The sequence below is a fragment of the Rhodococcus sp. GB-02 genome, from assembly GCF_053470465.1.
Map to the genome: position 1 here is coordinate 433,530 of NZ_JBPUKE010000004.1, position 22,561 is coordinate 456,090.

Genomic DNA, 22,561 nt, shown 5'->3' on the forward strand with positions numbered 1-22,561 from the left:
ATAAACCCTAAACCTCAACCACAGGGTTAGAGTTATGTCAAGTATTCGATCTGAAACGAAACGCTATGCACCGTCGTCGCGTTCCGCCATTAGGCGCGCCGAGACACACCGAAGTATTTGCCACGCACTGACGCACGAGCGCACCGTGCGCTATCGAACCGTCGGAAGATCGGGACTGGACACGTCGTACGTCTGCCCCGGCTGGGTCAACAGCGGAAGCGTCACGGCAGCCTTACGATCCGAGTGCTCGACACCGCCCCAGTTTACGACGCGACCGTCGAGCAAGGTCAGCGTGACACTCGAAATCGACCGAGCGGCAACCTCTCCCACCTGAAACCTCAGATCCGGCGGCAACACCGACAACACCTCGAGAGCGGCGAGCGTGGGCTCGTCGTTCCACCCGGGCGTCGGTGTCACCAGGCGCGGAACCCCAGGCGGTGGGACGCCCATCTCGAAGTCGACGCCCTTCCCGTCCAGCAGGTGCGCGCCCTCGGGCGAGTCGACGAAGACAACCGGTACCCGTTCGGTGACCGTGACGCGGATGGTCGACGGGTACATCCGCTGCACCCGGGCCGAGGCCACCTTCGGAATCGTCGCGACACGTGCGGCGGCTGCGCCGGTATCGACCCGCATCAACGGCTGACCGGTCGGTACGGCCAGGAGTGAAAGGATCTGTTCCTCACTGACGGTCGTCGCACCGAGAACTTCGGTGCCCCGGACCGAGAGAACCGGAGACAACCAGGCCGTCAGCGCAATTCCCACCACCAGCACGATTGCCAGCGGTGCCACGATCAGCGGTCGCTTGAACCACTTACGAGTCGGTGTGGGTTCGGGAGCCTGCTCCGTCGACCGCGTCGAGTATCGCGATTCGGTGCGAGTACTGCGCCGACGCGTACTGGTGGCTCGTCTGGCTTGAGGATCTCGACGCCCGCGCCGACTTCGTGCGTCGGGTGTCATCGCGGCGCGGGATGCGGCGCCGAACGCAAAGCATCGAGGATCTGTTTGCCGAGCATGGTCACATCACCGGCACCCATCGTGATGACGATGTCGCCGGGGTGAGCCAACGCCGCAACCTGCTTCGGCGCCTGCGACAGATCAGGTTGATAGTGAACAGGTTTGGTGACCGATTGAGCGACCAGCGCACCGCTGACGCCCGGCATCGGCTCTTCGCGAGCGCCGTAGACGTCGAGAACCACTACCTCGTCGGCCAAGTCCAGTGCCTGCGCGAACTCCTCGGCAAACGCGGCTGTGCGCGAATAGAGGTGAGGTTGGAACACCACGATCACGCGTCCGGCTGCCGAATTGGTCGACGACGAATCATCTTCCGGTCGAACCAGATCCGCAGCCGCGCCGAGGACCGCGCGAACTTCGGTCGGATGGTGGGCGTAGTCGTCGAACACCCGGACACCACGCTCGCGCCCGGTGAACTGGAACCGGCGGTGGACGCCACCGAATCCGGCGAGCCCCTCGACGATTTCCTCCGTCTCGGCTCCGGCGTCACGGGCGGCCAGCAGGGCGGCCAGCGCATTGAGAGCCATGTGTCGACCCGGCACTGCCATCCGCACGGTTCGCGCAGCGCTCTCCCCCGCCAGGTGGAACTGCAGGACTCCCCCGACGTCGTGTGCGTGGAAGCCCAGTAGTCGGACTCCGACCTCGACACCGTCGACAGGCTCGAAGGCAGTGCCCGCCTCCACTTCCTGCGCATCCGCGGATCCATAACCGAGCACCCGGATGTCCGAACGACCCGAGGCCACGATTCGCTTCGCGAGATCCGCCGATCCCGGATCGTCGAGGCAGACAATCAGGAGCCCGCCCGGACGTAGCTTGTCGACAAAATCGTCGAACACCTTCACATACGCTTCGACGCTGCCGAAGTAGTCGAGGTGATCGGCCTCGATGTTGGTCACGACGATGACGTTGGGGTCGTACTGCAGGAGCGACCCGTCACTCTCGTCCGCCTCGGCGACAAAGACGTCACCGCTGCCGTGATGGGCATTCGTTCCGGCTTCGTTGAGTTCGCCGCCAACGGCAAACGAGGGGTCGAAACCACAGTGCTGCAGGGCGACCACGAGCATAGAGGTCGTCGACGTCTTGCCGTGTGTACCCGAAACCAGGAACGTGCGATTGCCCTGCATCAGTGATGCAAGGACGGCCGGCCGGAGAATCACCGGGATTCCGCGGCGAGCGGCCTCGACGAGCTCCGGGTTGTCCTTCGGGATGGCCGCGTGAGTCGTGACGACGACGGTCGGCCCGCCTGGCAGCAGGTCGAGAGCATCGGCGTCATGACCGATCCGGACCTGCGCCCCGCGTGCACGAAGCGCCAGGACTCCTCGGCTCTCCTTCGCGTCCGAACCCGAGACGAGGCCCCCGCGGGAAAGCAGAATTCGCGCGATGCCGGACATACCGGCACCGCCGATTCCGACCATGTGTACTCGCTCGAGGTGGGCGGGCAGCGCGGTCATCGGTTTCCCCTTGCGTTTTCCTGGACGGCGTTTTCCTTTGCCGCGATGTCGAGCACGATCCGTGCGATCTCGGTTGCCGCCGTACGGTGTCCGACATTGGCAGCGCCACTGCTCATCTTGTCGAGGCGCGCGCTGTCACTCAGCATCGGGACGACGGTACCGGCGACAAACGTCGGCGTGAGGTCGTTGTCGGAGACGATGATCGCGCCGCCTGCTGCGACAACGGGTTTCGCGTTGAGTTCCTGCTCACCGTTGCCGTGCGGCAGCGGAACGTAAACGGCCGGAAGCCCGACCGCCGAGACCTCGGCGACCGTCATCGCGCCAGAGCGACAGATGGTCGCATCGGCTGCCGCATACGCGAGATCCATCCGCGAGAGATAAGGAACAGCCACATAGGGTGCTGTCTCCGAGTACTGCGTAACCTCGAGGGAGTTCTTGGGTCCGTGTGCGTGCAGCACCGAGATCCCCGCTTTCGCGAGTTCCTGGGCAGCGCCGGAGACCGCGTCGTTGAGCGACTTCGCGCCCTGCGATCCGCCGAAGACGAGCAGAACGGGGCCGTCCTGCGGCAGTCCGAAGTACTCGCGCGCTTGCGAGCGAAGTCCCGCTCGATCGAAATTGGCGATCGACGCCCGGACCGGAATGCCGACGATTTCGGCGTCTTGATCGCCGCGGTTCTTCACACCCGACCCCGGAACGGCGGCAAGTACGCGCGTCGCCAGGCGAGCACCGATCTTGTTCGCGATTCCGGCACTGGCGTTTGCTTCGTGGACGACGATCGGAATCTTGCGTCGGCGCCGAAGAACACCACCACGGGCGGCAAGGTACGCCGGAAGCGCGACGTAGCCGCCGAAGCCGACGATCACGTCGGCGTCGACGGAATCGAGTACCTCGCGGGTCTTGCGCACCGACGCGAGGATGCGTGTCGGCAGTTTGACGAGATCCATCGTGGGCTTCCGAGGCAGCGGAACCGGCGGAATGAGCTCGAGCGTGTAGCCGCGGGCAGGCACCAAGGTGGTTTCGAGACCACGCGCAGTCCCGAGTGCAGTGATCCTGGTGTCGGGCTGAGCGGCCTTGACCGCGTCCGCGACCGCAAGAGCGGGTTCGATGTGACCAGCTGTGCCTCCACCTGCCACCACTACCGACAGAGCCGATTTGTTGCCGCTCACCTACGAATTCCTCGCTCTCGAACTTCTCGTGGATCTTGTGCCCTACGTGTCGGCGCCTGCCGACGCTGACCATTCTGCCCTCCCGCGGTGCGCTTCCGTGACCCAGCAGCCGCACCTCGCGTGGAATCCGCGGAAGTACGAGCGCCTTGATCTGCCCGCTTGCGTCGATCACCCGTCTCGATCGCACGCCGGCCGTCGCGTCCGCGAGCTGGTTCGATCTGCCGCGTGGGCTTCGGTCGACGGATCGGCCGGCCCCCTGACGGAGGGTGGTACAGCACCGGCTTGGGGAGTCTGAGCAACTTCGAGATCTTGCCGTCCTGTCCGGAGTTCAGAGCGGCAACCGCTTCGGGCTCGTGGCGAGCAGCATTGGCGATGACGCCGAACATGAACAGTGTGATCGCCAAGGACGAACCACCGGCGGAGACCAAGGGCAACTGGAGTCCGGTGACCGGTAGCAGCCCGATGACGTAGCCGATGTTGATCATTGCCTGGCCGACGATCCAGGTAGTTGCGGTGGCGGACAGGAGCCGCCAGAACGGATCGATGCTCCGGGCTGCGATGCGCAATCCCGTGTACACGAATACGGCGAACAGCCCGATCACTACCGCACAGCCGACAAATCCCAGCTCTTCACCGATGATCGCGAAGATGAAGTCGTTGTGAGCGTTGGGTAGGTAGTTCCATTTGGCGACGCTCTGCCCGAGTCCGCGTCCGAAAACGCCGCCGTCGGCGAGCGAATACAGAGCCTGCTTGGCCTGGTAGTTGTTGCCCTGCAGGTCATCGCTCTTGTTGAAGAAGGCCTGAACTCGATCGGATCGATAGCCGGCCGTCATGGCCAGCACGCCTGCCACCACCACGCCCGTCACCGCGATCGAGCCGAAGAGCTTCAGTGGCAGCCCACCGAACCACAGCAAGGCCCCGACGATGATTCCCAATGCGATGGTCGTACTGAGGTTCGGCTGCGCGACGACCAGGGCGAAGACCAGCATCGCGGCGGGTACGAGCGGAATCAGGATCGACTTCACGGATCGGTCGTCCGGTCGCCTCGAGGCCAACAGATGGGCGCCCCAGATCGCCAACGCGACCTTCATGATTTCCGAGGGCTGCACCGAGAATCCACCGACGTTGAACCAGCGACGCGCGCCCTGCGCTTCGGTGCCGATTCCCGGAATCAGGACGAGTACCAGCATGATCAGAACGACGACGAACAGCGGAAACGAATACTGCCGGAGCACTCTCGCCGGAATCCGCAGCGCGACATAGAAGAGCATCGCCCCGAGAATCGCGAAGATCAACTGCTGGGTGAACAACGAATATGCCGAGCCGCCGGACACGTACTGCTCGACGCTCGACGCCGACAGAACCATTACGAGCCCCAAGACAGTCAACATCGTGGCAATCGTCACCACCAGGTGGAACGATGCCAACGGCCGCGCCAACCAGGCACCGATTCGGGTCTTGGGACCCTTGGTCATCGCAGGTTCCCGGCTTCGCCAGGCGAATCTGTATACGGATCGGGTAGCGCGGCTACTGCGGCGGCGAAGCTGTCACCGCGATGCCCGTAACTGACAAACATGTCCAAGGACGCGGCGGCCGGCGCGAGTACAACAGCGTCACCTGGGGACGCCAATTCGGCAGCTTCGGCTACCACTGCGGCCATGACGGCATCCGCGTCGGCACCCGACGGCAGCCGGATGGTGAGAGTCGAGTTGCTGCTGTTTTCGCTCACCACTGCATCGTCCCCCGACATCACGTGCACCACGGGAACATCGGGCGCGTGTCGCGCGAGCGCGTCCTCGATCACACCAGCGTCACGGCCGAGGAGGACAGCGCCGGAGAGTCTCGGGCCGACTTCGCTCACCAACTGGTCGACGCTTGCTCCCTTGAGCTGACCGCCGGCAACCCAGACGACGCGACCGTGCGCGAGTATCGACGGTCTGGCCGCGTGCGGATTGGTGGCCTTGGAATCGTCGATGTACACAACGGACCCGACACGACCGACCAGCGCCCCGCGGTGTGGGCCGACCTTGTGAGCGGCCAGACCGCGCTCCACGACGCCTGCGTCGAATCCGAGTGCCCGCGCCAAGGCGGCAGCGGCCAGCGCGTCCATGACGCCGGCCGGGCCGGCCGGATCTATTGACGCCGCTTCGGCCAAGCGGACGTGATCGCCGAAAGCATTGTCGACGAGGTATCCCGCGTCGACACCCAGTTCTCCTTCGCCCGGTTCACCCAATCTGAACCCGGTGACTTTGTCTGCAGTGGCGCGAGTTCCCAGCTCGGACGCGATTGCGTCATCGAGGCCGACCACCGCGACCTTTCCACTCAATGCCCGCGACTTGGCCTCGGCGTACGCACTCATTCCGCCGTGCCAGTCGAGGTGATCCTCGGCGACGTTGAGGACCACGCCGGCGTCCGGACGAACCGAAGGCGCCCAGTGCAATTGGAACGAGGACAGTTCGACAGCGAGGTACTCCACGCGCGGCGACGTCTCGGCGAGCGCGTCGAGAATCGGCAGTCCGATATTCCCGCAGGCTCGGCCGACAACTCCGGCGGCGTCGAGAATCGAGGCCAACATCGACGTCGTCGTGGTCTTTCCGTTGGTCCCCGTCACGACGAGCCACTTGCGCGGCGCGCCGAAGTGCCCGCTGTGGTCGACGCGCCAGGAGAGCTCGACGTCTCCCCAGATGGGAATCCCGTGACCGGCGGCGGCTGCCAGGATCGGTGCATCCGGACGAAAGCCGGGACTGGTGACAACGAGCCCGTAGTCGGTGATCGAATCCGGGGCATCCTCGATCGAGGTGGTGGTCACCATGTCCGCGCCGAGTTCGGCGCAGCGCTCCGCGAAGTCCAGAGTCGAATCGGCAACCGTCACGACGGCGCCGAGTGCGACAAGAGGCTCGATGGTGGCTTGACCGGACACCCGACCACCGGCGACCAGCACTCGAGTACCGCGGAGCCAGGACAGATCGTTCTCGGAATCCGCTGAGCTGGTCATGGTTTTCAGCCTCCGAGCGCTGCGAGGTATTCGCTGTAGAAGAGTGCCAATCCGATTGCCGACGCGATAGCCGCCAGCAACCAGAATCTGATGATCACCGTGGTTTCAGCCCACCCGGCGAGTTCGAAGTGGTGATGGAACGGCGCCATTCGGAACACCCGCCGTCGGCTGGACCGGAATACCGCTACCTGGATCACCACCGACGCGGCCTCCGCGACGAACAGTGCTCCGATGACAACCATCAGCAGTTCCGTGCTGGTGGTGATCGACAGCCCGGCGAGCATGCCGCCGAGGGCAAGAGAACCGGTGTCGCCCATGAAGATCTTGGCGGGTGCGGCGTTCCACCACAGGAACCCGATGCACGCGCCGGCGCCGGCCGCGCAGAGCACCGCTAGATCGAGTGGATCGCGGACGTCGTAGCAACCCTTGCCCGGGTTGGTCTCACACGAGTAGCGGAACTGCCAGAACGTGATGATGACGTAGGCACCGAGAACGAAACTCATCGCTCCGGCGGCCAGACCGTCCAGGCCGTCGGTCAGGTTGACGGCATTGGACCAGGCGCTGACCAGTAGGTAGCAGAACGCGATGAAGACCACGGAACCGAGGGAGACGGTCGCGATGTCACGAACGTACGACAGATGAACACTGCCCGGAGTCAGCCCGTCGTCACCGCGGAACTGAAGGGCCAAGACACCGAAGGCAATAGCTGCGACGAACTGACCGACCAGCTTCGCTGTCTTGTTCAGTCCGAGATTGCGCTGCTTGCGGATCTTGATGAAATCGTCGAGGAAACCGACTCCGCCGAGAGCTGTGGTCAGACCCAGAACGAGGAGTCCGGACGCCGATGGTCCCTCCGCGTTGTCCATGCCGAGACCGATGAGGTGCGAGCCGAGATAGCCGGCCCAGATTCCGGTCAGGATCGCGACGCCGCCCATGGTGGGAGTGCCGCGCTTGGCCTGGTGACTGGCCGGACCTTCGGTTCGGATCTCCTGCCCGAAACCTTGTTTCGAGAACGCCTTGATCAGAATCGGCGTGAGCATGATGGAGACCGCGAGCGCGATGCCTGCGGCGAGAAGAATCTGGATCACTGCGAATCCCCGCTGTTCTCGCCGTCAGTGTTCTCGCCGTCGGCGCCGGGCGTTGCGGCCAGAATCGCTTCGGCGACCGTCCATAGTTCAACCGACTTGGACGCCTTCACCAGCACGAGATCGCCGGGTTCGAGTTCGGCGTCGAGGATGGCAATTGCCGCAGCCGCGTCGGGCACGACGACGGACTCGTCACCCCACGACCCCTCCATCACCGCTCCTTGATGCATCGCACGCGAGGTGCGGCCAGTTCCGACGACGATCAACTTGCTAACGTCGAGCCTGACGGCAAGGCGACCGATCGCGTCGTGCTCGACCACCGACTCCGGCCCGAGTTCAGCCATCTCACCGAGCACAGCCCAGCTACGACGCCCGAAGTGCCGATCCGATCGTGCCATGGATACCAACGCTTTGAGGGCGGCGCGCATGGAATCGGGATTGGCGTTGTAACTGTCGTTGACAACGGTGACGCCGTCGGCGCGCTCGGTGACTTCCATCCGCCTCGCGGACGCCGCCTTCGTACCCTCGAGGACACGCGCGATGTCCGCAACCGCGAGGCCGTTCTCGAGTGCGACAGCCGCAGCGGCAAGGGCATTGCTCACGTGATGTTCGCCGTGGACGGCCAGGCGAATACGCGCCGAACCCTGCGAACAGTTCAGTGTGAAGGAAGCCCGAGCCTGATCGTCTACGACCACGTCGGTCGCCCGAACGTCGCAGTCTTCCGACTGGCCGACGAATACGATCCGGGCTCCGGTCCGGCTCGCCATTGCGGCGACCATGCGGTCGTCGGCGTTGAGGACCGCGACTCCACCGTCGGCTGCCGACGGGAGTGCTTCCACCAGTTCACCTTTGGCGACAGCGATCGCTTCGCGCGAACCGAATTCACCGAGGTGCGCGGTACCGACATTGAGAACGACGCCGATCTTCGGCGGAGCAATCTTGGTCAGCTCGCCGACGTGGCCGACCCCGCGTGCCGACATCTCGAGGACCAGGAAGCGAGTCTTCGCGTCCGCACGGAGGACCGTCCACGGCAAACCCAGTTCGTTGTTGAACGATCCGGGCGGCGCAACAACCTCACCGCGTTCGCGCAACAGCGCTGCAATCAGGTCCTTGGTCGAGGTCTTGCCCGCAGAACCGGTGACACCGACGAGCGTCAGTCCACCATCAGTTGCTGTTCCATCAGTTGCCAGTTCGTCGACAACTGCTCGAGCCAAAAGACCGAGGGCGTGCAGGACTGCGGCCCCGGATCCGTCGGTGTCGTGTTCGAGCAGCATCACCGCACTGGGACCGTCGTTCGGCACCGAAGGAACGACGATCGCCGGCACTCCGACCGGCCGCGCCGCGAGTACCGCGACGGCGCCTGCCGCCACCGCAGCTTCCGCGTGATCATGGCCGTCGACACGCGCGCCGGGTAGTGCGAGGAAAAGCCCACCTGGACCGACCTTGCGCGAATCGAATTCGACGGTTCCAGTCACCTGCGTCGACGAATCGTCGACGTCGTGCAGGGTTCCTCCGACGATCTCGGCGATCCGAGAGAGCGTCATCGGGATCATTACTTGCCTCCATGTGCTGTGTTGATCGCGAATCGGCCGATCATTTCGCCCAACACCTCGCGGTCGTCGAACGGGTGCTTGACCCCGTCGATTTCTTGACCTACCTCGTGGCCTTTGCCTGCTACCAGGACAACATCTCCTGGCTGTGCCCACCGGACCGCTCGCTCGATCGCGGTGGCCCGGTCCCCCACTTCACGAACCTCGCCGCGTTCGGATTCAGGCACGTCCATGGCGCCTTGCATCACCGAAGCACGAATCTTCGCCGGATCCTCGGTACGTGGGTTGTCGTCGGTGACGATCAGCAGGTCTGCACCTCGCGCACCCGCTTCGCCCATGAGAGTCCGTTTGCCGGCGTCGCGATCCCCGCCCGCGCCGACCACCACCGCAACTCGGCCGGGAACCTGGTTGCGCAGCGTGGCGATCACGGCTTCGAGCGCTGCCGGCTTGTGCGCGTAGTCGACCACAGCGAGAAAGCTCTGTCCACGGTCGATCCGCTGAACTCGTCCTGGGACATCCACAGTGCCGAGCGCTCGAACAGCGGCGTCCGGGTCGAGGCCGGCAGCAAAACTGACGGTCAACGCCAGCGCAGCGTTGGCCACGTTGTATCGACCGGGGAGGCGAAGCGAGACCGGCCATGTTTGTCCGTCTGGCCCGACCAACTCGAAAGTCTGTGAGCCGTCCTCGGCAACCTCGACCACACCGACCTTCCATTCGGCCTCGGCCGTCGAGGTCGAGACCGTGGTCACTGCATCGCTCTCGTCGGTCGCAGCCAACTCGGCCATCCGTCGACCCCATACGTCGTCGACGCAGACGACGGCATGCTCGGCTCGCACCGTCGACTCGGGATCGAACAACCGAGCCTTGGCCTGGAAGTACTCCTCGAAGTCCCGATGGAAATCGAGGTGGTCCTGCGAAAGGTTGGTGAAAGCGCCGATGTCGAAGCGGATGCCGTCGACGCGTCCGAGAGCGAGCGCATGACTGGACACCTCCATGACGACGGTGTCGATCCCCTGCTCCGCCATCACGGCGAACAGAGCATGCAGTTGCGGAGCTTCCGGCGTGGTCAGCGCGCTGGGGACCCGGCGGCCGTCGATGCGAGTTTCGATGGTGCCCACCAGGCCGGGCTTGCGGCCGGCTCCGGCAATCGCTGCTTCGAGCAGGTACGACGTCGTTGTCTTGCCGGACGTGCCGGTGATGCCGACGACCTGCATCTTCTCTGAAGGTCGGCCGTAGATTTCCGCTGAGATCTCGCCGAGCACGTCCCGCGGATTCGGATGAACCAGAACCGGAACGGGACGGTCGGGCTCCTTGTCAGCGGCCTCGATCAATTCCAGGCCGGCCTCGTCGGTCAAGATCGCGGTCGCACCGCGCCCCAGAGCGTCGACGGCGAACTGAGCGCCGTGCGTCCTGGCACCGGGCAGAGCAGCGAAGAGGTCGTCGGTAACGATTCCCTGCGCACGCAGGTCGACGCCCTTGACGACCACCTCCGGCGACTGTGATCCCGGTTGTCCGACCCATTCGAGGCGAGCCCCGGACAGTTCGGACAGCGCCGTGACCGCGGTAGCAACCGGTTGTGTCGGACGCGTCCCGGGAGCGCCGTCCGAGTTCGACGATTGCAAACGATTCGGCACTGTCACTCGACTCCTGGGAATTGTCGTTGGTCTATTGCGGTCGTTGGTCTGTCGTCGGTCTATGGCGATCGCAGCGCAAGCAAGGTTCGGCGCACTGCAATGAAAGAGATTACTGCGGCGTTTGAGATTACCGTGTCCGGGATTAACCCGAAGACCGTGTCGAACCCCACACCCGCAATCAGTCCGCCTGCAACACCAACTTGCGACCGGGATCCGGCGACATCGGAACACTGTCACGCTGCAACATCCACGAGGCGATGTTGTGGAACAACGGCGCTGCCGATTGACCGCCGCCGCCGTCCACGCCGCGAACCGGGGCGTCGAGCATGATTCCGATCACGAATCGAGGGTTGTCCGCGGGCGCGATGCCCGCGAAGGTAATCCAGTAGTTGGAGTTGGAGTAGCACTTGCACGCCGGATCCACCTGCTGCGCGGTGCCCGTCTTGCCGCTGACCTGATATCCCTCGACGCCCGCGGCAACACCGGTTCCTCGTTGATTACCCGTGTCTTCCTGGGTGACCGATCGGAACATGTCCCGAACCGTCGCGGCTGTCTGGGCGCTGACCACCTCGACGCCCTCGGGTTGCGGCGTCTCGGTTCGAGCACCGGAAGAATCGACAGTCGACTTCACGATCCGCGGAGGAATTCGCACGCCGTCGTTGGCAATAGCCTGGTACATCCCCGTCATCTGCAGGGTTGTCATCGAAAGGCCCTGCCCGATCGGCAAGTTCGCGAAGGTTCCGCCGGACCACTGGTCGCGGCTCGGAACGCTGCCCGCGCTCTCGCCGGGAAGTCCGACGTCGGTGCGTTGTCCGAGGCCGAACCTGTTCAGCATGTCTGCGTAGCGATCCTCGCCCACTCGCTGAGCGAGCATCAATGTGCCGACGTTCGAGGACTTTCCGAACACACCGGTAGAGGTATACGGGGCCACACCGTGATCCCACGCGTCCTTGACTGTGGCACCGGACATCGTGATGCTGCCCGGAACCTGCAGAACTTCGTCCGGAGTTGTCTTACCGTCCTCGATAGCCGCTGCAGCGGTGACGATCTTGTTCACCGATCCGGGCTCGAACGGCGTACTGACCGACGGATTGCCCATTTCGGCTGTCGGCGCGTTCTTGTCGATGCCGATCGCGGGGTTGAAGGTGCTGTCGTTGGACATGGCCAACACCTGCCCCGTCTTGGAGTCCATGACCACAACCGAAGCGTTCTTTGCGCCCGACTTGTCCTTGGCGATCTGAACCTGCTGCTGAACGTAGAACTGGAGGTCCGAATCGATGGTCAGTTCGACGCCCGAACCGTTGACTGCCGGTTGCTTGTCACGCCAGCTACCGGGGATCACAGCGCCGTCGGAACCGCGGTCGTACGTTTCGGATCCATCGGTTCCGGCGAGCGTGGAGTCCATCGAATCTTCGAGGCCGAGCAAACCGTGCCCGTCCCAGCCGGTCGCGCCGACGAGATTCGCGGCCAGAGAGCCACCGGGATACTCGCGGATGTCCTGTCGCTCGAGGCCGACCTCCCGGAACTTGTCCGAGATCTCGGCAGCAACAGCCGGATCCACGCTGCGTGCGAGGTACGTGAAAGTCTCGTTGCTGTTCATCTTCTGAAGCAGATCTTTTTCCGGAACGGTCTCGCCGAGTTTGGCGTGGATTCCGGCGGCGATCTCGGCGAGGCGATCGCTCACTTCCGGCGCCTGCTTGTCGCCCTCGGCGCCCTGCTCGAGGCTCTTGGCGCGCGCTTCCTCGAGTTCCTTGCGTACCCGCACCGGCTGGAAGGTCAGCGCCTTGGCTTCCATGGTGAATGCGAGAGGATTTCCGTTGCGGTCGGTAATCGAGCCACGTACGGCCGGATCGACCTGCGTCGTGGTTCGTTGATTCGCGGACTCCGCCGCCAGGCTCGGCGCGTCGATGCCCTGAATCCACAAGAGTTGCAATGCCGCAACGGCGAGCGCACCACACATCGTGATACGACCGACTCGCTGGCGAAACGGGAAGGAAGCGGTCGCCGAGCGGCGCGGACGCCGACCGGGGTTGTTACGGGAGTTCTGACTCACCGACGTTCCTCAGGCGGAGCAGGCACCGCCGTCGTGGTGGCGGGTGCTGTCGTTGTGGGGATCACAGGAACCAATTGTTCACTCTGCGCGAGGTTTCGCGTGTTATTGGGAACGCTCGGCGTGGCTCCGGGAACAACCGGCGTCGTAGTACGCGGTGGCGTCGCGGTCGGAGCGGGGACCGACGTGGGCGCATCGAGCGGCGGCATCGCTCCGGCAGTCGCGGGAGTCGGCGTTCCGACGACCTCGACCGAACCATCCGGATGCACCACCAGGCGTGCAGGATCCTTGGCCGGCACCATGCCGAGAGCGCTTGCCTGATTTGCCAACTCCGGAGCCGAGTTACGCGACTGGAAGTCACGTTCGAGCGCTGCTTTCTGCTCGACCAAAGACTGGTTATAGGCACGCGCATCACTGAGTTGGTACGAATCTTCGGCAGCGCGAGTGGTCAGCAGCAGTGTCACCGCAAGACCGATCGACAGAAGTCCGATGACGGAGGCCACGAACGGTACTCGTCCCTTGAGCATCGCCCGAGGAGAGATCGACGGGCCGGCAGCAGCGGCAGTTCCGGTCCGACCAGCCGCCCGCGCGGTGCGCTTCTCGTATGCGCGTTGCGCTGCACCGGATTTACCCTGACCACTCATGCTCGCCTCCTGGAAATGCGTTCTGCGGCACGCAAACGCACCGGAGCTGATCGTGGGTTCTCTTCGATTTCCTGCTCGGACGCACGTTCTGCGCCACGGGTGAGAATGCGGAACTCCGGGCCCATTCCCGGCAACTCGACCGGCAGACCTTCAGGACTGGTGGACTTGGAGCGGGGAACCAACTCCGCCTTCACAACTCGATCCTCGAGCGACTGGTAGGACATGAACACCACTCGTCCACCGACTGCCAGTGCGTCGAGCCCGGCAGGCACCGCTGCACGAAGCGAATCCAACTCGGCATTGACTTCGATCCGCAGCGCTTGGAAGGTGCGCTTGGCCGGGTGTCCACCGGTCCGTCGCGTGGCTGCGGGAATTGTCCGGTACAGCAACTCGACCAGAGCTGCACTGGTAGTGAAAGGTTCACGCTCACGCTGCCGAAGGACCTCGGACGCAATCTTTCCGGCGAATCTCTCTTCGCCGTACGTGCTCAGAATGCGAGCAAGGTCGCCGTGGCTGTAGGTGTTGAGAACCTCTGCCGCGGTCAGCCCGACCGTCTGATCCATTCGCATGTCGAGAGGTGCGTCGATCGAGTATGCAAAACCTCGGTCGGCTTCGTCCAACTGCATCGACGACACACCCAGATCGAAGAGGATCGCGTGAACCGACTCCGTTGACGGCAGACCGGCCTGTTCGAGCGCGTCTTCGATCCCGTCATACGTGGTGTGCACGAACGTGGTTCGGTCTGCGAAGGGTGCCAGACGCTCGGAAGCGATACGGAGTGCATTGGTGTCGCGGTCGAGACCGATGAGATGAAGGCCCGGGTACTTGCCGAGGAAGAATTCGGAGTGGCCGCCGAGCCCCAACGTCGCATCGATCATGTAGGCGCCCGCACCACCGTCACCGACGGCTGTGATGGCAGGGCCGAGAAGATCGTCGGCGCGATGCAGAAGTACTGGGACGTGGGCGAAGCCATCGGCATCCGAGGGTTCGTTCACCTCGTGATCCACCATGATTGCTCCGGCTCCTACTTTCATGATTTCCGATGACTTTTCGAAAAGTTGCTAACTTTCCGAGAAGGCGATGACTGTTCGAGAAGGCGAATGCTTCGAGGTCCCTGCCCGAAGGAGAACCTGGCGCTGGGGAAGTGCGTCAGGGTCTTTCCGGGCAGAGGCCTCGCGGCATTCGCCGGGGGCTCTTCGCCTAGACGATCTCGCTGAGAGATTCGCCTGTTGCCTGCGAATAGTCCTCTTCGTTGTCTCCGAGATACCTCTCCCAGGCTGCTAGATCCCAGATCTCGAGGTAATCGACGGAGCCGGTCACTACGCATTCCTTCGACAGGTTTGCGTAACGCCGATGATCAGCCGAGAGGGTGATTCGCCCCTGGGCATCGGCGTGCTGTTCATCTGTGCCGGCGGCCAGGGCACGTACATACGCCCGAGCTGCCGGATCATTGCGTGGAGCTGCCGCTGCCTTTCGAGCGAGCTTGACGAACTCGTCCCGGGGGTAGATGGCGAGGCTGTGATCTTGACTCTTGGTGATCATCAATCCTCCTGCCAGTTCGTCTCGGAACTTTGCCGGCAACGTGAGCCGACCTTTGTCGTCCAGCTTCGGCGTGAAGGTACCGAGGAACACTCGACACCTCCTGCGAGCTTGCGCTGAAACCCTCCCTATCGAGCGGATCGTGCTTCAGCTCTCCGCCCGAACCCACAGTACCCCACTTTCCCCCACAAACAAGGAGCACATGGTCCCTATTCAGCATCATTTGCTGACAAATAGCAGGTCAGTGCAGGTGGGGAGACGTGGGGGAAATTTGCAACCGTGTCCCGGCCCACACCACCGTCATATCGACCCGTCACGCCACGACTTGTCGCTCCCCCAGACAAAATGGCAGTACAAGCACGGTTTTCGAATAGACGTGAGCTGGACGAGGTCTGGTCGAGCATTGCAGTTCGGCCAGGGTGGAGGAAAGTGGAGGACCGGGTGGAGCGAAGTGGAGGAAGCCCGTGGGCATGCCTACGGGCGGCCAGGGTGGCACGTGATTCGCTCGCGCGTCACTGATTCGCCGGTAACCCCGCCAGCGCACACGACAACACCCACACCAACTCGTGTGGTCGTTCGTGCCCTGCAAAGGGCGTCATGTCCAAACTGCATCACTCTCGAAGTACGCCCCAAAAAAGGGCGGGAGAGCTAGTCCTGCTCGAACCTGCGTTTGAATCGATCTTCCATCCGCGACGAGAATCCGCCGCCGGATTTCCGGCCGCGTCCTCGTCCGGAACCACCCCTGCCCGGCGGACCGGACGGATGATTGCCGCCTTCTGAAGCGGGGTCGGCAGCTGCTGCGGACTTACGTCCACCACCCCAGAGGAACAACACCCCTGCGCCGAACATGAACAAGAAACCGAACAGGCTGATGATCGGAAAACCGCCCGGCTTGAGCGGGAGGGCAACCCCCGCGATCAGCAGGACCAGACCCAGCACGAATAGAGCCGCTGCTTGGAATCGCCGTCTGCTCGACGGCGCCCGCATACGGCCGCCCCTCACATTGGAGGCGAACTTGGGGTCTTCGGCATAGAGAGCGCTCTCGATCTGATCGAGCATGCGCTGCTCGTGCTCGGAGAGTGGCACGGTACCTCCCCCGGCACTGGAAGTTTGGCAACCACCTCACGGTGTGAGGCGGCGGGTAATCAACTTGAACGATTACCTGTTTTCATAATACGAGCAGTTTAGGTCTCGGACCACCAACTCCGGGTACGAGTTCCGCCACAAGCGTACGTATTCGTGCCAAAGGGCCCCGATTCGGCTCCATTTGCCCGCGCGGACCAGGAATTTCCCCGGAAATGACTGCCGCGACGGACCATTTGTTCACGACGCTTGCAAATGCGCGGACGTGTCCTGACCGATGAAATCTTCGACTGCTGTGAGAAAACGACCGACCTCGGCAAAAAATGCGTCGGAATCGGAGTCTGTGATGACGATCGACACACCGGTTTCCACGGCCGCACGCGTAGCGGACCACCCCGCGAAGAACTTCGACCACGCACCGAACGCGGGCGCTGCGGCGTCCATCAGGACCCACGCGTTTCCGGTTCGCTTACGCTTCGAACCGGCACCGGCGGGAGCCGCCGCCAACACCGCCCCGGCACCACGCAACGCCGCCAGGTAAGCACACCGGAACCGGTCGGCAGGATCGCCTGCCCCTATCGCTTCCTCCAGAAGCGCATCCGCCTTCCGAAGCAGTCCCCATGCCACACCAGACTTTCCCACTTGAACACTGCGGTGGCTGGTGGCCGTCGCACCGAACGACCGCCGCGCCGACATCGGCAATCGAGAGATTGCGGCATCCGACGGACTCGACAACTCGGCAGGCAGAGTTCGTACGGATTTCACACGTTCAGGCTTCACACGCTCGGACATCGGGGCACCTCCTGCACCGTAAGGATCCAAGGCCGGGTGGGCCGGAGATGCCCGCTTCCCTTCGGGCATCTCCGGATCACCCACATCGAACATCTGTTCGACCTATTCAATATAACTGCACCCACCGACACGCCGTCAAGAGAAGAGGTGAGACCGGTCGACCCGCAGATCGCCTGGACACCACATACGGTCGACCTCGACCGCGAAGAATTCGCGAATCGACTCCACGAGGCACTGGCCGTGTACGTCACAGCGATGGACTATCCGCGAGGAACCGAGTTCCATCGCGCACCGATGTGGCAGGAGCATGCGAACCGGCCTGGCTGGAAAGCCGTCGGCGCATTGGCAGTTCCCCAGCAACCGTCGCACGAAAATCTGCCACTGGTGGGGATCGCTTACGGGTATCGCGGGAGCCCGGACCAGTGGTGGCATCAGCAGGTACTGCACGGGCTGCGGCGCTCGGGTCGCCCCCAGAGCGAGATCGATGCGATTCTGAGTGACTACTTCGAACTCACCGAACTTCACGTGCATCCGAACGGACAAGGGCACCGGTTGGGCGAATCGCTCTTGCGCCACCTCCTCGCCGATCGACCCGAACGCAGTGTTCTGTTGTCGACCCCCGAGGTGTACGACGAGGACAACCGTGCCTGGCGGCTGTACCGTCGCCTCGGATTTCGTGACGTGCTCCGCAGATTTCGTTTTGCCGGCGACAACCGACCGTTCGCGGTCCTCGGGCGCGGACTGCCGCTGTGAGCGCGCTTCTCGACGCCGTCGTCGTCGGCTCCGGACACAACGCGCTCGTTTCGGCCGCCTACCTCGCACGCGAGGGTTGGTCGGTCGAGGTGCTCGAGAGGGACACGGTTCTCGGCGGCGCCGTCTCGACCGTCGAGCGATTTCCCGGATACAAGGTGGACCGCGGGTCGTCGGCGCACCTCATGATTCGGCACAGCGGCATCATCGAGGAACTCGGACTCGGCGCGCACGGACTGCGCTACATCGACTGTGACCCGTGGGCGTTCGCGCCGCCCGCCCCGGGCACCGACGGGCCGGGCATCGTGTTTCACCGCGACCTCGACGCAACCTGCCTGTCCATCGAACGAGCTTGCGGGACAAAGGACGCCGACTCGTATCGGCGGTTCGTCGCAGTCTGGTCGGAGCGCAGTCAACACGTCATGAAAGCGTTTTCGGCGCCACCCACCGGATCGAACCTGATCGGTGCGTTCGGGGGTCTCGCCACCGCACGCGGCAACAGCGAACTCTCGCGGCAGTTCCTCGCGCCTGGCGACGCACTGCTGGACGAGTATTTCGACAGCGAGGAACTCAAAGCTGCGTTGGCGTGGTTCGGCGCCCAGTCCGGGCCTCCGATGTCGGAACCGGGAACCGCTCCGATGGTCGGCTTCGCTGCACTCATGCACGTCTTGCCCCCCGGGCGGGCAGTCGGCGGGAGCGGCGCGCTGAGCGCTGCGTTGGCCTCCCGCATGGCTGTCGACGGCGCCGCCATCTCACTCGGCGACGGTGTGGCGTCGATCCGCCCTGACTCGAATCACTGGACCGTCACGACCGAGAACGGTCGAGAGGTTCAGGCTCGCAAGGTAATTGCCGGGTGCCACATCCTCACCACGCTCGAACTCCTGGGCCGCGGCGGCTTCGACGGCGAGACGCTCGAACGATGGCGTCGCCGCATCAGGGTAGGCCCCGGTATCGGCGCGGTACTGCGACTGGCAACATCTGCGCTTCCGTCCTACCGCGGCGACGCCACGACGCAGGAAAGCACGTCGGGATTGCAATTGCTGGTTTCCGATCGCGCCCACTTGCGCGCTGCACACGGCGCAGCGCTGGCGGGGGAACTTCCTCCTCGCCCTGCGGTTCTCGGAATGAGTTTCAGCGGAATCGATCCCACGATCTCCCCGGCCGGTCGACATCAGGTGACGCTGTGGTCGCAGTGGCAACCGTATCGCCTCAGCGGACATCGTGATTGGGCGTCGGTCGCGGCGGCGGAGGCCGATCGGATCGTCGGCGAGATGGAGGCCGTCGCGCCCGGATTCGCTGATTCCATCCTCGACCGGTTCATTCAGACTCCCCGCGACATCGAGTCGGAATTGGGGATGATCGGCGGAAATGTCATGCACGTCGAGATGTCACTCGATCAGATGATGTTGTGGCGACCGCTTCCGGAACTGTCCGGACATCGCGTTCCGGGAGCAGACGGGTTGTATCTGACCGGTGCGTCGACGCATCCCGGTGGTGGTGTGTCCGGAGCCAGTGGTCGCAGTGCCGCCCGAATCGCACTGTCCGACAGCCGCCGGGGTGCGACTGGTCGTTGGTTGCTTCGTTCGAGCAGGTCGTAAAGGTCACCCGCCGAACTTCACCCGCCGACACGCCCCCGCCTCGATGACTGGCTACGCCACGGCTGGCACGATGGCCAGTGTGCAACAGTCCACCGATCCCGCCGCCAAGCCGACCAGTCGGAAACGCTTCCTGACGGTTGCCGCGCTCGCCCTGATGTTCGTTCCCTTGCTGGCCGGGTGCATCCGCGTGCAGGTGTCGATGGGCGTGTCCGCGAACGATCGTGTGTCGGGTCAGGTGGTCGCCGCCGCGATACCTGCGGATGAGGCAGACAAGGGTCCCCAGCTGACCCCGCCTTCCTCACTGGAGGACAAGGTACGGGTCCAGGAGTACAAGAAGGACGGGTACGTCGGCAGTCAGGCGTTCTTCAGCGATTTGTCTTTCGGTGACGTCGCCCAGCTGAGTTCGATGTACGCCGAGGGATCCGGCTCGTTCCAGATCACCCTCAAGCGCTCGGGAGACACCGTCACGCTCGACGGCAAGGTAGACCTGAAGACGTTGCCGGCCCAGGGCGCTGACGTCCAGGTCAGCATCGCATTCCCGGCACGGGTGGGCACCACGAACGGAACCCGAGACGGTGATTCCCGGGTGTCGTGGACGTTGCCTGCCGGTGAGGTGTCGACGATGCGTGCCGAGGTCAACTATGCGGATCCCAGCACTCGCAGCTTCGCCGGTTGGGCCGGCATCATGGCCGGACTGACGCTCGGGGTCGCAATCGTCGTCGGCGCGCTGGCCTGGATGGCGCGCAATCGCGCACCGGTCAAGCGTGCACCCGCGTCGAAAGCACCGGCCATGAAGACGCCTGTCACAAAGTCACCGGTCACGAAGCAAGCTGACACCAAGAATCCGAGAAACACCACAAAGTAGCGCCTGGCAGTTGCGCACTCGATTGTTGTCGAGCGAGGCAACCGAAGATCAGACCGCTTGCGCTGTCCCGACCGAGGTGTCGGGGGTCAGACCGAGGCGCTCGAGGACCTCACTCGTTGCACGCGCGAAGTTCAACGTGATGAAGTGCAAGCACGGAGCGCCTTCGGCGATCAACCGCTCACCCATCTCGGTGGCCAGATCGATGCCGAGTTCACGAACCGCTGCACGGTTCTCTTCCGGACCGCTTCCGGCCGCGGCATCGAATCGACGTTCGAGGGCGGGAGGCAGAGACGAGCCCGACAGTTCGAGCATGCGCCGCACCGAACGCAGCGAGGTCACCGGCATGATCTCCGGGATGATCGGCTTGGCGCCCTGTTCTGCGTCGTACGCGCTCACCCGGTCACGAAGACGCAGGTAGTCCTCCACGTCGAAAAACATCTGCGTGATCGAGTACTCCGCGCCGGCACGCAGCTTCGACACCAGGTACTTCGTGTCGTATGCCAAGTCCGGAGCGCGGTAGTGGCCCTCGGGGAACGACGCGACACCCACGTGGAAGTCGCCCAGGTCACGGACCATCCGCACGAGTTCCTCGGCGTACTCGACGCCTTCGGGATGCTTCTTCCACTCGCCGAGCGGATCGCCGGGCGGATCGCCGCGCAACACGAGGATGTTGCTGATCCCACGATCGGCGTAAGCACCGACCATGGCACGAAGTTCTTCGGTGCTGTGCGACACCGCAGTCAGGTGAGCAACCGGCAGCAGGGTCGTCTCTTCGGCCAGTTCACCGGTGACGCGTACCGTCCGATCGCGCGTCGACCCGCCTGCGCCGTACGTCATCGAGACGAATGCCGGTGCGAGCCGTTCGAAGGTACGCACCGCACGCCACAGGCGAGCTTCGGCGTCGGCGTCGCGCGGCGGCGAAAACTCGACCGAGAACGGAATGCGGCTACCTGTCGAGGAAGCGATCCGATCGACGATCGACGGTGTTCGGGTGGCCCACCCCTCGCTGGAGCGGCCCCTGACTGGATCGAATGTCACCGGTCAAGCATATGTTTTCCAGCCGCAAACAAGCTCATCGCCCAGGGCTGCGCATCCCGTATGTCAGGATCACGCAGTTCACGGCCCGACCCGCCGTTGATTCCAACCCCCACTAAGCTGGGCTCCAAGCTCGCTTCCGTGTAACCCTCCGGCGCGAGAACGTACCGATCTTGGAGGCCACCCTGTCCGCAGGAACCGCGCGCGTTGGACAGAGTTCGACCAACACCGCACCGCATCCGACCTCACTCGAACTGCCGGGCATGTTCGAAGGAGCGCTCCGCGACTTCTTCGCTTCACGCCGCGAACTCGTCTCGAACATCGGCGGTGGATACGAGAAGGCCGTCGATACCCTCGAGGCCTTCGTCCTGCGTGGCGGAAAGCGGGTCCGGCCGTCGTTCGCCTGGACGGGTTGGCTCGGCGCCGGAGGCGACCCGAACGGGAGCGACGCGGACGCCGTGATTCGGGCATGCGCCGCCCTCGAACTGGTGCAGGCCTGCGCGCTCGTCCACGACGACATCATCGACGCATCAACGACCAGGCGCGGCTTCCCCACCGTTCACGTCGAATTCGAGGACCAGCATCGCGGCGAGAAGTGGAGCGGCGACTCCGCACACTTCGGCGAGGCCGTCGCCATTCTTCTCGGCGACCTGGCGTTGGCCTGGGCGGACGACATGATCCGAGAATCCGGGATCAGCCCCGAGGCAGCCGCAAGGGTCAGCCCGGTCTGGTCGGCAATGCGCACCGAGGTGCTCGGTGGCCAGTTCCTCGACATCAGCAACGAAGCCCGCGGTGACGAGACCGTCGAGGCTGCCATGCGGGTCAACCGCTACAAAACCGCCGCGTACACGATCGAACGCCCACTGCATCTCGGCGCCGCACTGTTCGGTGCAGACGCCGAGCTGATCGACGCTTACCGCACGTTCGGAACCGACATCGGCATCGCGTTCCAACTTCGCGACGACCTACTCGGAGTGTTCGGAGACCCGTCCGTTACGGGCAAACCCTCGGGCGACGATCTCATTGCAGGCAAGCGGACTGTGCTCTTCGCGATGGCACTCGACCGCGCCGACGCCGCGGACCCGGCGGCGGCCGAACTACTTCGCAACGGAATCGGCACCGAGCTGACCGACAACGAAGTGGACACCCTGCGCGAGGTGATCACCGATCTCGGCGCCGTCACCGACGTCGAAACGCAGATCGACACCCTCGTCGAGGCAGCGTCGAACGCTCTCGGTGCAAGCACCGCGACGGCTGAGGCCAAGGCTCGTCTCACCGACATGGCGGTCGCGGCCACGAAGCGAAGCTACTGA

The 22,561-nt window shown here is 64.0% G+C and carries 19 protein-coding genes; 4 read left to right on the forward strand and 15 right to left on the reverse strand.

Going from position 1 to position 22,561, the window contains the following annotated elements:
• Positions 1 to 150 precede the first annotated feature (150 nt).
• The 14 genes from ACSW29_RS26790 to ACSW29_RS26855 form a co-directional block, all read right to left on the reverse strand.
• Entirely contained in the window at positions 151 to 957 is an 807-nt protein-coding gene (locus ACSW29_RS26790) for a cell division protein FtsQ/DivIB (RefSeq protein ID WP_448278722.1), read from the reverse strand.
• Complete coding sequence (gene murC, locus ACSW29_RS26795) at positions 954 to 2,462, reverse strand: UDP-N-acetylmuramate--L-alanine ligase (protein ID WP_283304396.1); 1,509 nt, start codon at positions 2,460 to 2,462, stop codon at positions 954 to 956. The genes ACSW29_RS26790 and murC overlap by 4 nt, the downstream gene beginning before the upstream one ends.
• Positions 2,459 to 3,628, reverse strand: coding sequence for an undecaprenyldiphospho-muramoylpentapeptide beta-N-acetylglucosaminyltransferase (gene murG, locus ACSW29_RS26800; protein WP_347873026.1), 1,170 nt, complete (start codon positions 3,626 to 3,628; stop codon positions 2,459 to 2,461). The genes murC and murG overlap by 4 nt, the downstream gene beginning before the upstream one ends.
• Entirely contained in the window at positions 3,625 to 5,103 is a 1,479-nt protein-coding gene (ftsW, locus tag ACSW29_RS26805; RefSeq protein WP_317826358.1) for a putative lipid II flippase FtsW, read from the reverse strand. The genes murG and ftsW overlap by 4 nt, the downstream gene beginning before the upstream one ends.
• Positions 5,100 to 6,623 carry a UDP-N-acetylmuramoyl-L-alanine--D-glutamate ligase gene (gene murD / locus ACSW29_RS26810; protein WP_317826357.1) on the reverse strand — a complete coding sequence of 508 codons (1,524 nt, stop codon included), beginning with the start codon at positions 6,621 to 6,623 and terminating at the stop codon, positions 5,100 to 5,102. Before murD ends, ftsW begins: the two co-directional genes overlap by 4 nt.
• A 5-nt stretch (positions 6,624 to 6,628) precedes the next feature.
• Positions 6,629 to 7,711: a phospho-N-acetylmuramoyl-pentapeptide-transferase gene (gene mraY / locus ACSW29_RS26815; RefSeq protein ID WP_230813516.1), complete on the reverse strand. Its 1,083-nt coding sequence runs from the start codon at positions 7,709 to 7,711 to the stop codon at positions 6,629 to 6,631.
• The gene (locus tag ACSW29_RS26820) at positions 7,708 to 9,261 is read right to left on the reverse strand and encodes a UDP-N-acetylmuramoyl-tripeptide--D-alanyl-D-alanine ligase (RefSeq protein WP_448278723.1); all 1,554 of its coding nucleotides are present in this window, start codon (positions 9,259 to 9,261) and stop codon (positions 7,708 to 7,710) included. Before ACSW29_RS26820 ends, mraY begins: the two co-directional genes overlap by 4 nt.
• Entirely contained in the window at positions 9,261 to 10,892 is a 1,632-nt protein-coding gene (locus ACSW29_RS26825) for a UDP-N-acetylmuramoyl-L-alanyl-D-glutamate--2,6-diaminopimelate ligase (RefSeq protein WP_448278724.1), read from the reverse strand. Before ACSW29_RS26825 ends, ACSW29_RS26820 begins: the two co-directional genes overlap by 1 nt.
• 178 nt (positions 10,893 to 11,070) lie before the next feature.
• The gene (locus ACSW29_RS26830; RefSeq protein ID WP_448278725.1) at positions 11,071 to 12,945 is read right to left on the reverse strand and encodes a peptidoglycan D,D-transpeptidase FtsI family protein; all 1,875 of its coding nucleotides are present in this window, start codon (positions 12,943 to 12,945) and stop codon (positions 11,071 to 11,073) included.
• On the reverse strand, positions 12,942 to 13,586 hold the full coding sequence (locus tag ACSW29_RS26835; protein ID WP_317826352.1) for a hypothetical protein: 645 nt from the start codon (positions 13,584 to 13,586) through the stop codon (positions 12,942 to 12,944). Before ACSW29_RS26835 ends, ACSW29_RS26830 begins: the two co-directional genes overlap by 4 nt.
• Positions 13,583 to 14,596 carry a 16S rRNA (cytosine(1402)-N(4))-methyltransferase RsmH gene (gene rsmH / locus ACSW29_RS26840; protein WP_230813526.1) on the reverse strand — a complete coding sequence of 338 codons (1,014 nt, stop codon included), beginning with the start codon at positions 14,594 to 14,596 and terminating at the stop codon, positions 13,583 to 13,585. Before rsmH ends, ACSW29_RS26835 begins: the two co-directional genes overlap by 4 nt.
• A gap of 190 nt (positions 14,597 to 14,786) precedes the next feature.
• Complete coding sequence (mraZ, locus tag ACSW29_RS26845; protein WP_003941779.1) at positions 14,787 to 15,218, reverse strand: division/cell wall cluster transcriptional repressor MraZ; 432 nt, start codon at positions 15,216 to 15,218, stop codon at positions 14,787 to 14,789.
• Between the two features lie 555 nt (positions 15,219 to 15,773).
• Positions 15,774 to 16,211: a DUF3040 domain-containing protein gene (locus tag ACSW29_RS26850; RefSeq protein ID WP_230813528.1), complete on the reverse strand. Its 438-nt coding sequence runs from the start codon at positions 16,209 to 16,211 to the stop codon at positions 15,774 to 15,776.
• Positions 16,212 to 16,448: 237 nt separating this feature from the next.
• Positions 16,449 to 17,000, reverse strand: coding sequence for an SAV_6107 family HEPN domain-containing protein (locus tag ACSW29_RS26855; RefSeq protein WP_230813530.1), 552 nt, complete (start codon positions 16,998 to 17,000; stop codon positions 16,449 to 16,451).
• A gap of 147 nt (positions 17,001 to 17,147) precedes the next feature.
• On the opposite strand from ACSW29_RS26855, the gene ACSW29_RS26860 reads away from it, so the two are divergent.
• The 3 genes from ACSW29_RS26860 to ACSW29_RS26870 all read left to right on the forward strand — a co-directional run bounded on the left by ACSW29_RS26860 (position 17,148) and on the right by ACSW29_RS26870 (position 20,213).
• Positions 17,148 to 17,753, forward strand: coding sequence for a GNAT family N-acetyltransferase (locus ACSW29_RS26860; RefSeq protein ID WP_230813532.1), 606 nt, complete (start codon positions 17,148 to 17,150; stop codon positions 17,751 to 17,753).
• Positions 17,750 to 19,348 (forward strand): phytoene desaturase family protein, encoded by a 1,599-nt coding sequence (locus ACSW29_RS26865; RefSeq protein ID WP_448278726.1) that lies wholly within the window; start codon positions 17,750 to 17,752, stop codon positions 19,346 to 19,348. Before ACSW29_RS26860 ends, ACSW29_RS26865 begins: the two co-directional genes overlap by 4 nt.
• A gap of 70 nt (positions 19,349 to 19,418) precedes the next feature.
• Positions 19,419 to 20,213 carry an LppM family (lipo)protein gene (locus tag ACSW29_RS26870; protein WP_448278727.1) on the forward strand — a complete coding sequence of 265 codons (795 nt, stop codon included), beginning with the start codon at positions 19,419 to 19,421 and terminating at the stop codon, positions 20,211 to 20,213.
• 48 nt (positions 20,214 to 20,261) lie between these two features.
• On the opposite strand, the gene ACSW29_RS26875 is transcribed toward ACSW29_RS26870, so the two are convergent.
• Entirely contained in the window at positions 20,262 to 21,251 is a 990-nt protein-coding gene (locus ACSW29_RS26875; protein ID WP_230813537.1) for a methylenetetrahydrofolate reductase, read from the reverse strand.
• Positions 21,252 to 21,421: 170 nt separating this feature from the next.
• Here ACSW29_RS26875 and ACSW29_RS26880 point away from each other — a divergent pair, with 170 nt between their 5' ends.
• Positions 21,422 to 22,561 (forward strand): polyprenyl synthetase family protein, encoded by a 1,140-nt coding sequence (locus ACSW29_RS26880; protein ID WP_230813539.1) that lies wholly within the window; start codon positions 21,422 to 21,424, stop codon positions 22,559 to 22,561.